Origin of the sequence: Paraburkholderia sp. Ac-20340 (assembly GCF_017104965.1) — a bacterium.
Classification (GTDB): domain Bacteria; phylum Pseudomonadota; class Gammaproteobacteria; order Burkholderiales; family Burkholderiaceae; genus Paraburkholderia.
On sequence record NZ_JAAGPR010000002.1, the window covers coordinates 271,719 to 286,109 of the forward strand.

The 14,391-nt window shown below is 62.0% G+C and carries 11 protein-coding genes; 3 read left to right on the forward strand and 8 right to left on the reverse strand.

What is annotated here, in order from left to right; translation table 11 throughout:
- Positions 1-3 precede the first annotated feature (3 nt).
- The 3 genes from G3N59_RS04170 to G3N59_RS04180 all read left to right on the forward strand — a co-directional run bounded on the left by G3N59_RS04170 (position 4) and on the right by G3N59_RS04180 (position 3,504).
- A complete protein-coding gene (locus tag G3N59_RS04170; protein WP_205981285.1) occupies positions 4-1,164 on the forward strand; it encodes a GDSL-type esterase/lipase family protein in 1,161 nt (386 codons plus the stop codon).
- Positions 1,165-1,509: 345 nt separating this feature from the next.
- A complete protein-coding gene (locus tag G3N59_RS04175) occupies positions 1,510-2,496 on the forward strand; it encodes a cupin-like domain-containing protein (RefSeq protein WP_205981286.1) in 987 nt (328 codons plus the stop codon).
- A gap of 210 nt (positions 2,497-2,706) precedes the next feature.
- The gene (locus G3N59_RS04180) at positions 2,707-3,504 is read left to right on the forward strand and encodes a cupin-like domain-containing protein (protein WP_205981288.1); all 798 of its coding nucleotides are present in this window, start codon (positions 2,707-2,709) and stop codon (positions 3,502-3,504) included.
- Positions 3,505-3,591: 87 nt separating this feature from the next.
- On the opposite strand, the gene G3N59_RS04185 is transcribed toward G3N59_RS04180, so the two are convergent.
- From G3N59_RS04185 to G3N59_RS04220, 8 genes are all read right to left on the reverse strand, one after another.
- A complete protein-coding gene (locus tag G3N59_RS04185) occupies positions 3,592-4,689 on the reverse strand; it encodes a glycosyltransferase family 1 protein (protein ID WP_205981289.1) in 1,098 nt (365 codons plus the stop codon).
- Positions 4,690-4,703: 14 nt separating this feature from the next.
- Entirely contained in the window at positions 4,704-5,489 is a 786-nt protein-coding gene (locus G3N59_RS04190) for a glycosyltransferase family 25 protein (protein ID WP_205981290.1), read from the reverse strand.
- Positions 5,490-5,567: 78 nt separating this feature from the next.
- On the reverse strand, positions 5,568-6,515 hold the full coding sequence (locus tag G3N59_RS04195) for a glycosyltransferase (RefSeq protein WP_241023176.1): 948 nt from the start codon (positions 6,513-6,515) through the stop codon (positions 5,568-5,570).
- A gap of 236 nt (positions 6,516-6,751) precedes the next feature.
- A complete protein-coding gene (locus tag G3N59_RS04200) occupies positions 6,752-8,059 on the reverse strand; it encodes an oligosaccharide flippase family protein (protein WP_205981292.1) in 1,308 nt (435 codons plus the stop codon).
- Positions 8,052-9,446 (reverse strand): hypothetical protein, encoded by a 1,395-nt coding sequence (locus G3N59_RS04205; protein ID WP_205981293.1) that lies wholly within the window; start codon positions 9,444-9,446, stop codon positions 8,052-8,054. The genes G3N59_RS04200 and G3N59_RS04205 overlap by 8 nt, the downstream gene beginning before the upstream one ends.
- 105 nt (positions 9,447-9,551) lie before the next feature.
- The gene (locus G3N59_RS04210) at positions 9,552-10,769 is read right to left on the reverse strand and encodes a glycosyltransferase family 4 protein (RefSeq protein WP_205981294.1); all 1,218 of its coding nucleotides are present in this window, start codon (positions 10,767-10,769) and stop codon (positions 9,552-9,554) included.
- A complete protein-coding gene (locus G3N59_RS04215; protein ID WP_205981295.1) occupies positions 10,757-11,854 on the reverse strand; it encodes a glycosyltransferase family 1 protein in 1,098 nt (365 codons plus the stop codon). The genes G3N59_RS04210 and G3N59_RS04215 overlap by 13 nt, the downstream gene beginning before the upstream one ends.
- A gap of 283 nt (positions 11,855-12,137) precedes the next feature.
- Positions 12,138-14,378: a GNVR domain-containing protein gene (locus tag G3N59_RS04220; RefSeq protein ID WP_205981296.1), complete on the reverse strand. Its 2,241-nt coding sequence runs from the start codon at positions 14,376-14,378 to the stop codon at positions 12,138-12,140.
- Positions 14,379-14,391: the final 13 nt, after the last annotated feature.

Below are 14,391 nucleotides of genomic sequence, written 5' to 3' on the forward strand. Positions count from 1 at the left end.
CTGATGTCCCGTTCTCGCAAAGCGTTGATGGTGGCCTTGTGCGGCGTGCTGGCCGTGACCGGGCTGTGCGCGAAGCTCGGTGCGACGGCGGGCCTCTTTCGCAAACCGCCGGCCGCCGTGGCGGTTGCGACGCGCGCCACGGCACCCGTGCGCTTCGCCGTGCTCGGCGATTCCGATAGCCAGTCCTATCACGACACGCTGATGCTCGGCGGCCCGGACATGCGCGGCGGTCCCTGGCGCGCGACCACGTGGCAATGGACCGAGGTGCTTGCGCGCCTGCGCGGGGACCAGGTCGATCTCGGCGCGTGGGGCGCGTGGGGAACCGGCAAATATCGCGCGTTCATCAACGAGGCGCTGGGCGCGCCCGCCCGCACGCCGCCCAAGGACGATTACCGCTACGATTTCGCCGTCAGCGGCGCGACCTGCCACCAGTTGCTGGGGCTGACGCAGCGCCAGGCGGTGCGTCTCGTCGACTTGATGGACACCGAACCGCTCGCCTGGCGCGGCGGCGTCGTGCTGATCCGCATCGGCATCAACGACATCGGCGGCCATGATGTCATGGACGAACTTGCGCACGATCGGCACGCGGCGCGCCCGACGGCGATGATCGACGCCTGCGTGAGTTCCATCGGCAAGGCGGTCGCGCTGATCCGCAAACGCCACCCCGATACCCATATCGTGCTGGTGGGCATACTCAGCAACGCGGACTGGTCGGTGGAGTTCGGCAGTTGGCAATCCGGCGCGGCAATCGCCAATATCGACGCTGGGCTCGATCGCTTCGACAATGGCTTGCGCAAGCTCGCATCGTCGGATCGGCATATTCTTTTTCTCGACGATCGCGCGTGGTTCCGAGGCCTGTGGGGCGAGCGCGACGAACACGGCTTGCCGACCTACAAAACCGTGCGCCTCGCGCCTGGTTGGGCCATCACGAATACGTCCGGCAACGATCCGCACAATGCCGTTCTGAGCGACAGCCACGCGGGCGTCGTGTGGAATACGCTGTGGACGCAGCACCTCGTCGCGTCGCTGAACACCGCCTTCGGCATGACGATCCAACCCATCAGCGATGACGAAGTCATTGCGTTTCTCAAGCCCGCCTTTGCGCCCCGGCATCCTTACGCGAACGCCGACGTCGTGCACAACCAGGCGCTTCCGCAACAATAAAAAACGCGCAGTCATCGCGCGCTGTACGGGCAGATCGCCAGCGGCGACTGCCCGTATTCGTTTTTCTCTACTCCGAAAAATCCCGACACGAATTTGAAAATACATTCATTCAATTTCGAATTCCGACATTGTCCATAACGTTATTTGCATTCCGTTTACTATTCTGACTATCTGCCAAATGTGCGCTTACGAACTGAATACACTCAATCCGATGATGTTTAATAAAGCGTGATAGACAGGGAAATTCCGGGTAAGCAACGGAAGGCTGGTGTTCGACAACGAACATGAGCGGCATAACCACGCTAGTAGCCTGTAGACAGGTCTTCCCCAACCTGTGAGGCTGCCATGTCGATAACTGGCGATGATGCTGCGTGGACAGAAGAATTACTCCAATGCTCCCCGGACGATAATGTTCTTAAAGCGTCGAAGAATGAGTTCAAAAGCAAATTCAATCTTCATTCTTTTAAATTCAACCATAACCTGCATCAAAGCGGTTTATTCGAAATTCCCAGAATCAGGCAGGTCGCGCAACGGATGATGGATCGCAACGGCAACTTTTGCGCGATCAATTTCAAACACGGCTCGCTGGATACCAAGTTCAGTGCGATGCCCCATAGCAATCAACTGGACGAGGCGTTTTCCCTGGTTGGCGAAAGCACGACATGGATCAAACTCACTCAAGCGCAACACTACGACCCGGAGTATGCGCAGGTGCTCGATCAGGTGACGGCCGAACTCGAGGACCTTGCCGATTTTCCGCTGCGCAGGGACATGACATGGCGAACGATGACGCTGATCATCGCCTCGCCCATGATTGCCACGCCTTTCCATATCGATCACGAAACCAATTTTCTCTTCCAGATACAAGGCTCGAAAGATGTCTGCCTGTTCCCGGCGACCGATCGCGAGCTGGTCCCGGATCAGGAAATAGAACGCTATTACGGCGGCAACTTCGAAGCCGCGCATTATCGTCAGCAGTTGCAGGATCGCGGCACGATCTTTCGCTTGTCGCCGGGAGAAGTCGTTCACCATCCGTCATTGGCGCCGCATTGGGTGAAGAACGACAACAATATTTCGGTGAGCATCAGCATCAGCTATTGCATGAAGTCGCTCGAACGCCGCGCAAGGGTTTATCAGGCCAACTATATTTTGCGCAAGATGGGGCTGCATCCCGTATCGCCCGGTGTATCGCCGCTGCGTGACAGAGTGAAAAGAAAGGTCATGTCGACGCTGGAACATCCGCATCCGCAGACCTTTTCGGAAGTCGTTCACGAACCGCTGAACCGGTTCAAATCACCGCTGAATGCAGTGAGACGGATCGTCAAACGCTGAGCGCGTAGCCTCGTGCAACGAGTGCGCCGGCACTGCGATTTCAGCGCCGGCGCAGCAGCTTCGGTCTTGTCGGCAGGTTGGGTTTTTAAGGCTGCGATTCTTTTACTTTCTGGAGAAAGATCCATGTTGCTCACAGACTTTCCCGCCCGGTCCCACACCGCCTGGCGCACGGTCGCTCCTCTTGCGCAATGTCGGCGCGAGCTGCACAACATGGCATTCGCGGCACACCACCCGCTTGCCGGTCATCCGCTCTTCACGATCGACGCGCTCGCGAAAGTGGCCGAGGAGGCCTGCAAACGCAAGGGCGATGTCTATGTCGATGCGGGCGATCTCACGCTGGCCGACAAATGGGGCAGCACGCCCCGGCCCAATATGACGATCCCCGAGATCATCGACCGTATCGAAACGGCCGGCGCGTGGCTCGTGATGAAACACGTCGAAGTCAATCCGGCCTATAAGGCGCTGCTCAACGAGTACGAGGCCTTCGTGCGCGACGTGGCTGGCCCGGAAGGATCGGCGCTGTTGAGCAATGCCGAAATGCTGGTGTTCATCACGTCACCGCGGCGCAAGACGCCGTTTCACTTCGACGCCGAAGTGAATTTTCTGGTGCAGATCCAGGGATCGAAAGATCTTTGGGTATGCGACCCGACGGATCGCACGGTGACCACCGAAGAAGAACTCGAACAGTATTATTCCGGCGCGATGAATGCCGGAACCTACAAGCCGCACGCCGAAAAGCTCGCCACGCAATTCACGCTTCATCCCGGCGATGCCGTGCATATCCCCACGCATGGCGCGCACTGGGTGCAAAACCACGACAACGTGTCGATCTCGCTCAGTCTGAATATGGAATTCCCGCGGCGATATGGCGATACGTATCGCGCCAACCACTACATGCGCAAGCTGGGGCTGAAACCCCGGCCACCGGGAAGTTCGGAATGGATCGACCGGTCCAAGGCTGTCGCCATTGACGGTCTGCGCCAGGTGAAGTCGCTGATCAAGCGATAAACGCGGGGGGATGCGCGGCCCGAACGCAAAACGTCCGGGCCGCATCGCCCTGGTTTTGCGCCAGGGCCAGGACCTTTGAACGAAACCCTAAGCCGCCCGGCGCGCAGCGTTCACCGCATCGAATAGATTGCGCGCCGCCTGTGTCCAGGTAAAACCGCCAGCCTGGCGGCGCCCCGCCGCAACCAGCGCCTCGCGCACGTCTGCGTTATCGAGCACGGTTAGAAGGCGCTCGCGCCACGCATCGGGATCGGAGGGATCGGCGTAGAGCGCGGCATCGCCGCACACTTCCGGCAGCGCGCCGCACGGCGCCGCGACCACCGGACAGCCCAATGTCATCGCCTCCAGCGGCGGCAGACCGAATCCTTCGGTCAGCGAAGGAAATGCCAGCACACCGGCGTTGATCATCAGACCGACCAGTTCCGCATCGCTGATGCGGCCGGTAAAGCGCACATTGGGCGGCACGACATGACCGAGGCTTTCGAATTCCGCCTGCGTCGCGCCGCCGAACAGCACGAGTTCGATGTCCTGCAGCGCGGCGCTCGCAAACGCCTTGAGCAGCACGCCGACATTCTTGTGCTTCTGGGTATTCGCGAGCGCCAGCACATAACGCCGCGGTTTCAGATCGAGTAGCGCGAGTTGGCGGTCATCGGGCGGGATCTGCTGAACGTGATCGCAACCGTTGTGGACGACGACGATCTTGTCGGCGCGGGCAATGCCATAGCGAACGAGTTCGCGTTTCGAGAATTCCGATACCGTGAAAATAAGCTTGTGCCGCTTGCCGATGAAAAAGAATTGCAGCCGATACCACAAGCGGAACGGCAGCGAATACGAATCGGGCGCGGAATAAACCTGGGCGTCGTGAATCAGCGTGGCGGAATTGCGATGTAAAACCGGCCCCAGATTGCAGAGGTTGAGAATGAAATCGTCTCGTCGCGCAAACGGCAGATAGCACTGCTCCCACGCAATCCTGTGCATCTTGCGGGCCCACGCGCTTTCGCGCACACAGGCGATATGGTGGAAAAGCGGCACATCGACACGATCTCTGACAACGAGCACGCAATCGCCACTCTGGCGGCTTTGTTCCGCCAGCAAGGCATCGGTAGCGGCCACCAGTTGCTCGGCGACGCGATGCACGCCGGTGGGCGCCGCGCCGAAGAATTTACCGTTGAACGCCAGGGTTTTCATCGCACACCCGCATCTCAGATCTGGTCTTTGTAGCGCGAACGGATTTTCATCTGGCCGTCGCCCCAGACGCGCAAGGTCTGGGCAAAGTAATAGCCGCCGCGAAACGGCGATTTCAGTTTATCCAGCCAGGCCGATCGCTCGTCGCTTTCGGAGCGCTCCAGTCCCACGGTGGAAACCATGCCCGTCTTGCCTTGTTTGCGCAGAAAATCCTGAATGCAAAGCGCGGGATGCAGCTGGAAGACCCGCATATCCTCCAGATCGCCATCGAACATCACCAGGTCGATGGCACGATCGGCGGTCGCGAGGCGCGCGATCATCTTGCGGCAGCCTTCGCGCGAAATGATGTAGGCGGCGGCGCCGCCGTGATTGCTACGCAGCCGGTGCAAACTGGTCTGATCGGCCAGAGGAACGCTTTCGCGATCGACGAATATGCCTGCGAGAAAGGTCTCGATCTTGATGATGTCGTAACGCAATCCGTGCGTGATTTTCTCGTTGATCGATTCGAGATGTTTCTTCGCGTCGTGGCAAAAATGAACGTCGTCTTCCAGCACCAGCGCATGCTCGATGCCTTCGTCGAGCATCATGGTCCAGATCGCGTAATGACTGAGCGCCACACCCTTTTCCGGCGTCGTGCACGCCCCGCGCAGCAGCGGCAAGGCCAGATCCTTCGCCGAGTCTTCGACCTGCGCCGGTCCGAAAGCCGGGAATCGCTCCCATGCGAAACCGAGCCGGTCCAACTGGCAAGTCATATGACGCAGCCGGTCCACGGATTTATCGAGGTTGATGACAAATATCTTCACTGGATTCCCCCTGGCTAGCCTTTTATATAAGTTATTCGAATCAAAGCGTCGTACCAACAGCATGAAACGGCGCGTCCCTCACAGCCGCTCGGCGCGCTCCGGCGTCAACCTTCCCCGCATGAAATCCCAGATGCCGATCACGTTGCCGCTCAGACGCCCGCGCCGGTCGATCCACGGCTCCGGTGCGAAGCTGCGCAACACATTGCTGGCGACATTGCGGGCCACGTGGCGCACCGCATCGCGCCAGGGCATGGTCCTTTTGTGCACCAGATAAAGCGGATTGATGACCTGCGAGTAGCCCAGCTTGCGCCCGGACACGCGCCCGCGCTTCACGCCCAGATGCACGCCGAGCGCCGTATTGATGCGCACGACCCGATCGCCCTGATTCCAGATCTGGCCGCCGAAATCACGATCCTCCTGCCAGCCGTAGAGCACGAGGCGCTCGTCGAAACGCAGGCCCGCAATGCTGCTGGCGCGAAACGCCATGTTGCAGCCGTAAGGACCGCCGGTTGGCGCCACGATGAAGCTTGGCGGCAGCTCGCCCACCTGCCCCACCATCGCGCGGGCTTCTTCGTAGGAGAAACCGGGGCCGTGAATGCCGTCCGCGATCACCGTGCCCGTCACGCAGGCAATCGACGCATCGCTCTCGAACGCCTTGAGCACTTCGGCGATCCACATGCGGTGCATCAGGAAATCGTCGTCCAGAATCACGACGACATCGATATCGGCGGGCACATGATCGAACGCGTGATTGCGCTGCGCCGAACTGCCGGGACGCCCTTTGATGACCATCAGGCCACGATGGGTCGCCAGATCGCCCACATCGTCGTCGCTCACGCACGAGACGATGATCAGGTCCGGCTTCACCGTCTGCCATTCGACGAAGGCGACCACCTGCTTGAGAATCTCCGCGCGGCCACGCGTCGGAAAGATCACGCAGACTTTGGGCGCCTCGCCGGCGCAACGCGGCTCCATTGGCTTGAACGTAACGCCCACGTCTGCCCGCGAACTGACGCTCGAATCCATCGCTTACCTCGTCGACCTTTGCAAGTTTTCCCCGAAGCCGGAGGATTGCCCGGCGCGCATTCGATAGCGCGTTCTCGCGGCGATCTCACCGCGCGGGCATCCAGCCTGTCCATGCGACGGCATGGTACGGACACGGCAGCGTTCACACTGCTACCTGGCGCACGCATGCACATCGCTCGCGCGCTTTCAGCCGCGCCAAAGCCGCACTGCAGCCGCAACGCAGCCGCATCACAGCCTCACCCGAGCCAGCGGCCCAGCCGGCTGAAGCGCGTCGGCAGTGAGACTTCGTTTTCGATACCGACGATCTCGCGCATGAGTCCCGCGCGCCAGATGCCGAACCCGAGGATCGTCAGCAGCGAGCACTCCGAGATCAGTCGCGCCAAAGCCATCCCGGAAGCGCCCCAATAGCTGGCCAGCGGAATCGCCACCGCCACGTTCACGAGCGCGCCGATCACGCCGCTCCAGGCCAGCAGTCGTTCGAGCTTGCGCGGAATCAGGAAATAGATGCCCACGACCCGCGTGCAGACGCCAACCGGCAGGACGAACACCATGATGTTCAGCACCTGAACCGCCGGGCGGAATTCCGCGCCCAGTACGAGCGGAATCAGCCACCCGGAGAACAGCGTCGTGATGATCACGCCCAGCACCGCACCGCCGAAGAAAACCGCAAAAATCCTGCGCGCGATCAGATTGGCCTGCGCCTTGTTGCGCGTCACCAGATACATGACCTTCGGCGCCAGAATCTGCGCGGCGGGCGCCATGATGCTCATGCCGGCGGCGACCAGGCGCTCCGAGACGCCAAAGGCGCTCACCTCGGCGGGCGAAGCCAGCAACGACAGCATGTAGGTGGAAACCGCCAGCAGCAGGACGGCCGTGCTGCTGTAGATGAAGATCACCGACGATCGCTTGATCAGATTGAGCGCCGCGCGCACCGGCGCGATGAAACCCGTGAACTCCTTGCGCACGAGCCAGTACGCAACGATCGTCTGGATCAGGCCTGAGAGGAAAGTCAGCGGGAATACCCGGTCGATATCCGAGGGCTTATGAATAAAGGAAATCAGCAGGGCCAGCGAAAGCAGCAGCCCGAACACTTCGATCGAAACACTCGTGCGTGCGCGTCCCGTGCTGGTGAAATACCAGCCGATATTGAAGGCCGCCAGAATCCCGCCTGCCACCACAAAGAGTCCCGCGCCGGGCACGCTGGCAATCGCCTCCGAGCGCCAGACCGCAATCGCGCCGATCAATATGCCGGGAATGCATAACAAAAGCCGGGCCGTAAATTGATCGCGAAAAATCGTATCGCGCTCGCCGGGCTGCTCCGTGTGAACGATATCGCGCGCGCCGACCGTGGAGAATCCAAAGTTCACCAGCAGCCACAGGGAACTCGACAGCGACATGCCGGCCAGCACCATGCCATAGCCGCTCGCGCCCAGCACGCGGCCGTAGTAAGGCACCAGAACGAGCGGATAGAGATAACGTACTGCGTACGAAAAATACACCGCCAGCAATTCGACCTTCGACAACTTCGCGTGAACCTTATTCATGAGCCCCCCTGACAACCCAAGGTCCGCTCACAGGCACACGCCGCGGCGCTCGCGCCGACAGTGCGCCCGCTGCGGCCGCAAATATATAGAAACACGAACCCAACTCGAACACGCCGGCCGAAGCCGACGCCACGATCAACGTCGCGATCATGGCGTGCCGCGACGCATAACTGACTGCACGCTCGGTAAAGGGATAGTGCCTGGGCACGGGCGAAAGTATCGACCGCGCGAGGAACGTGCCGTAGCACACCACGCCCACCATCCCGAGATTGGCCAGCACCACCACCAGAAAGCTCGACGCGCGAATGCTGCCCAGACCCACGCCGATCCCATAGGTATCGAGGAAGTTGGTGACGCCCTGCGCGTTCCAGCCCATGCGTTCGACGCCCGATGAACTCCCGGCCTTGTTCATGACCGCTTCGTTGACGAAGTCGCTGAGTATCGTGACGACTCGCGGCAGAAACAGCACGACGTACAGCGCGACCAGCACGCCGACGCACGCCCCGACGATCCACAAGCGCTGCTTGCGCACCGCGGCAACACGCGAAATGACGCCGGGCCGGCTGATCAGCAGCACGACCTGATACACGCCGAGGCCGACATAAGCCGTGCCGGAAGTCGACAGCAGCAATAGCATTCCCGACGCAAACGCAAGCGTGCCGGCCACTTTCGCGCGATAGCCGACAATCCAGAGATTCAGGCAAAAGACAAATAGCGGCAGCGTAAACGCCGAAAACGCCGAGGTTTCCGGGAACGTGCCGCTGATGCGAACCAGGCCGCCCATTTCCTCGCCGGTCAAATCGGCAAACTGCGCGGTCTTCAGGACCGATAGCGCATCGATCCCGGCGGCGTGCGACACGATATCGATCACACCGGCGAACACGTTGAGCAAGGTGAGCAGAAAAATCGCGTTGGCCAGCGTGCGATAGACACCGCGAAATCGCAGGAAGGCGTACATCGCGCAATAGACGACCACATCGCTCACGCAATAGACCGCCTGCGAGAGATTGCCGGAAACGGGCCCGAGCGGACGCAGCAGGATTTCCTGGCTGCTGCGATCGACGGGAAACACCAGCGTCGAGCCGCTCAGCAGGCGCGGCAACACGATGGCGCCCGCGACGCCCCACACGCAGGTGCACAGCAGCCAGAAGCCCGGCCTGTCGATCGTCACGGCGTCGGCGAGCCCTTTGCCGCCGGCGAGATTGAACGCGCGGATCACGAAGAACGCGAGAAATAGCTGGGCGGGCAACACACCGATGCTGCCCAGGCCGAGCGCGAGCGTCGCGCCGAACAGCGCGAACACCGCCATCGAATAGATCGCGCAGCGATACGACGCGTAGAGCGCCACCAGTCCGATGGCGAACACGATGAGTCCTGCAATGGTCATGCCTCACCCCCAATCCGTTCACCCTGCATTGCGCGGGAACGATGTCGTTGTCGTGCCGCTCGTGCCGCTTCAGACCGAATCTCAGGCCGAGTTTCAGCCCGAATTTCAGGCCGAATGCCAGCGCCGAGCCACCGGCGCCGCTTCCGCAATGCCTTTTTCCGCATCGATCGCCCGCTCGACGACCGCAAGAAATTCCTGTTTGAAGCGCTCTTCCGTGAAGCGCATCGCGTTGCGGCGGCAGACTTCCGGCTTGAGCGGCGCCTGGCGCTCGAAGCGCTCCACCGCATCGACGATCGCGGCCACGCTCTGCTCGGCGAAGAACAGCCCCGTCGCGCGTTCGGGATCGGGCGACTCCACCACGATCTCGCGCGAGCCGCCCCGCCCCAGCGCGATGACCGGCGCGCCGCAGGCCTGCGCTTCGACCACCGAAATGCCGAAGTCCTCTTCCGCCGCGACAACAAAGGCGCGCGCACGCTGCATGTAATCCACCAGCACATCGTCGGGCTGATAGCCGAGCACCGTCACGTTCGGCGTGGCGTGTGCCTTGACGCGTTCGAAGTCGACACCGTCGCCGATCACCACGAGACGCCGTGACGGCATCGCGGCAAACGCTTCGACAATCAGCGGAATGCGCTTGTACGGCACCATGCGCGAGGCGATCAGATAAAAGTCTTCGTGCTGCTCGCCGAGTTCGAAACGCTCGACGTTGACGGGCGGATAGATGACGGTCGCATCGCAACCGTAGGCCTTGCGAATACGCCGCGCGATAAACGCCGAATTGGCCACATACGCATCCACGCCATGCGCGGTGCGCTGGTCCCAGATGCGCATGTAATGCAGCAGCGCACGCGCGATCCAGCTTTTCGCGCCGCGTTGCAAACCGGCCTCGTTCAGGTATTGATGCTGCAGATCCCACGCGTAGCGAATCGGCGAATGAACGTAGCTCACATGCACCTGATTCGGCCCGGTCAGAATGCCCTTGGCCACCGCATGGCTCGACGAAATGACGAGGTCATAGGACGACAGATCGAACTGCTCGATCGCCAGCGGCATCAACGGCAGATAGCTGCGAAACGATTTGCGCGCGCGCGGCAGATGTTGAATGAACGAGGTCGTGGCGCGCCGGCCGCCCAGCACGCTACGCTGCGATTCCGGGAAAAAATCGACCACGCTGTACAGATCGGCTTGAGGAAAGAGCTGGAGAATCTGCTCCACGACTTTTTCCGATCCGGCATAGGTCACCAGCCACTCGTGCACGAGGGCGACACGGCCGAAACGACGCGGATCGTTAGCGAGGTTCGACGCAAGCGTTACATTAGCCACGGCGAAATCTCCTCGATCAGTTTGACTGCAGTCGCGCGCCAGGTCAGTTCAGCGGTGCGCGTCCGTCCCCGCTCGCGCAGCCTGGCGCGCAACACCGCGTCGCCGGTGACGCGCGTGAGCAGGTTGGCCAGATCGACGGGATCATCCGGCGAGGTGTAGAGCACCGCGTCGCCGCAAGCCTCCTGCACCGACGGCAGGCACGAAGCGATCACGGGACAGCCGAGCGCCAGCGCTTCGACCGGCGGCAGCCCGAAACCTTCATAACGCGACGGATAGACGAAGCACGCTGCACGCCGGTACAACGCCGCGAGTTCGCCATCGCTCACGTAACCGAGATGCCTGACGAAGGCGGGCAACGCATCCGGCCCGGCTCCGTACACGCGGGCATCGCCGCCGCCGACCACGACGATGTCGAACCTGGCGTCGCCGATCAGACGCGCGGCATCGGCGACGAGCTGGAAGTTCTTGTGTCGGTTCGTGCTGCCCACCGCGAGCACGAAGGGACGCTCGTTCAATGCGGCGGTCGCCGGGCTGTCATCCGGTTGCACGCGCAACATGTGCTCGCCGCTCTCCGGCACCACGCCGATCTTGGCGACCGGAATCCGGTACGCCTCGCACAACTCGCGGCGCGAAAATTCCGATACGGTAATCACGCGCTGCGACACGCGGCCGAGACTCGGCGCCATCAGCCGATACCAGGCGACAAAGGAGCGGCTGTAGCTTTCGGGCACACGCGTCGGTGCTGCGTCGTGCAGCACGGTGATCTGCCGGCGGTACAGCAACGGCCCCGAGTTGCAGAGATTGAGCAGCAGCCGGCCGCGCGCGGCCGTGGGCAAGCCAAGCTGTTCCCAACGCACGCCGCTGCCTTTGCCGCTCGCGCGCAGCGCGATATGCCGGAACGGATTCGCGATGCCGGCCAGCGCTTCGGGCACGACGATCTCGGTGCGCAGAGCGCCAACGAGCGGATCATCCAACTCGATCATCTGATCGAGCGCGCGCAGCGTTTCGAACGCGAAGCGGTCGACGCCTGTCGCGCGGCGGCCGAGAAAACGGCCATTGATCAGCAGGTTGGCAGCGGGTTTCATCGAATTGGTCCTAAGCGTCGCTCGTGACCGGGCTTTATCCGCATGCGAAGCGATCGCGACACGGCGCCGGTTTCTTCGAGCTACACCGCGCTATTTGCACAGTGCGATTCATTTAAAGCCCAGTGTGATCGAACTTCGTCTGACCGAATGTTCGCCGTCGCTCATGACTCGCGAGTTCGCGCAGACGCAAAAAAACAAAGCCCGCCGCGGCGTGCCGGGCGGGCTGGGTGACTCGCTGACGATCAAGCGTGACGACGATCCCGAGCGGCGTTGCCGCGAACGCTCAGTGTCCGGCTCCGTTCGCGTCCTTGGGGAAACCGTAGCTCGAATAGCCGTATGCGGCGTATTCGTTGCCGTAGCGCCCGGGCCGCGACGTCATATCGTTGAAGATCACGCCGCGAATCGGCACGCCAACCTGCTCGAAGCGGCGCACCGATTCGCGCAGATCGGCCACGCTCGTCGCGCCCTGACGCGCGATCACGAATACCGTGCCCGCCAGCTTGCCGATGATCCCGGCATCCGCGACCGGCAAAACGGGCGGCGCGTCGATCAGCACGATGTCATAGGCCGCATTGGCCCAATCGACGAAATGCTGGAACGAGCTGTCGCGCAGCAGTTCGCTGGCATTCGAGACATAGCCGCCTGTCGCGACGAAGTCGACGCCCGGCATCACGTTGTCGTGCACCAGCGCTTCGAAGCCGTCGCGAAGCTCCACGATGTCGGTCACGCCCGGCATGCTCGGCACCGACATATGGTGATTGAGCGAGCCGCGCCGCAGATCGGCGTCGACCAGCAGCACGCGCTTGCCCGACGCGCCGAACACCGCCGCAAGATTGATCGACACGAACGACTTGCCCACCATCGGCGTCGGCCCGGCCAGCAGCACGACGCGATTGGCGGCGGTCTGCATCGAGTGTTCGAGCGCGCTGCGGAAACTGCGCAGACTTTCGACCGCCGGATCGAACATGGCCGTGTGGGCCAGCACCGTATTCGCACCGGCCTGCCCATGCGGCAGACGGCGCGACATCCCATACTGGATGCGGCTGCGCGGCACGGCGGCATACACGGCCAGACCGGTGCCCACTTCGATTTCGTCGACCACCGACACGCCGCGATTGAGGCGATGACGCATCAGCACGATCGCCGCGCCGATGAACAGCCCCGTAAACATCGCCGCGATCATGAGAACCGCACGCTTCGGACGGATCGGCCCTTCGGCCGGCACGGCTTCGTCGATCATGCGGACATTCGAAACGCGGCCCGCCTTGAGCAGACGCAGTTGCTCGCGGCTATTCAGCAGGTTCGTGTAGATGTTCGTATCGACCGTCACCTCGCGCTGCAGGCGCACGAGTTGCTGCTCCACCGGCGGCAGCGCACGGGTCTGCCCAGCCAGTTGTTGCAGCGATTTCACGGCCTCGGCCAATTGACCGTCAACGGCGGCGAGTGCCGGGTTGTCGTCGGTGAAACGGGCCATCAGCTGCGCGCGTTGCTGGCGCAGATCGGCGATACGCTGCTGCGCCAGCGCCGAACTTTGCAGCAGTGCCGTGGCTTCGGCGCCAAGGTTCACGGCGCCATGCTCGGAGCGGAACGAGTTGTATTCGTTCTCGGCTTTTTCGAGCTGGATCTTGAGCAAAGGCAGTTGCTTGTCGAGGAAGGCAATCTGCTTTTCGGCTTCTTCCTGGGTGCGCTGCGCGTTCTGGCGAACGTATTCGTTGCCGATCGCATTCAGAATCGTGCTGGTCAGCACCGCATCTTCGCCGTCGAGCTGCACGCCAATGACGTCCGACTCCTTGCCCTTCTCCGAAATCGCCAGCGCAGTTTGCAGGTTCTGGATCGCGCTCAGTTCGGACTGCCGCTTGACGTTGAAAATCGTGCCCGGCTGCGCGTCGATGCGCGCAACGGCCAGGTCGATCGAGCCGCCCACGGTCGGCGCATGCAGGACTTCGCCCACGCGCCCTTCGAGTTTGATGCCGCCGTTTTCGAGCGTGTACGCGCCGTCGCCCTGATAGGTCAGCACAAAGGGCCGGTTCTGCAGACGCGCCGGAACGTCGAACTGCGTGACATCGATCGCTTCGTCGCCCCACGCGTAGCCGCCCCAGCCCGACCAGCTGCTCAGCACCAGATGCCGGGCCGCCCAGCGTCCGATAACCGGGAAATAGTGCGGCGTGGCCTGAATATAGAGCTTCGTCGCATTCACCGCCGACGACACCACCATGCGCGAGCGCAACACTTCCATTTCCGCCGAGGCGCCCGTCTTGATCGCGAACTGCGAGGACAGTTCGGCCAGCGCGGATTTCGCGGCGTTCGGGCTCTCTTCCACCTGAATGAGCATGTCCGACTCATAGACAGGCGTCGCCAGCAACGCATAGAGGCTGCCCGCGAGCGTGCAGACCGCCGTGGCGATCAGGATCGTCTTGCGGCCCGCATACAGCGTATCGAGCAGATTGCTCATGTGCCCGCCGTCGGGTGGCAGCGGCATGGCCGCTTCGGCAGGTCCGTCCAGCATATAGTCGCGCGGCTTCATCTTGTCCTCTCCG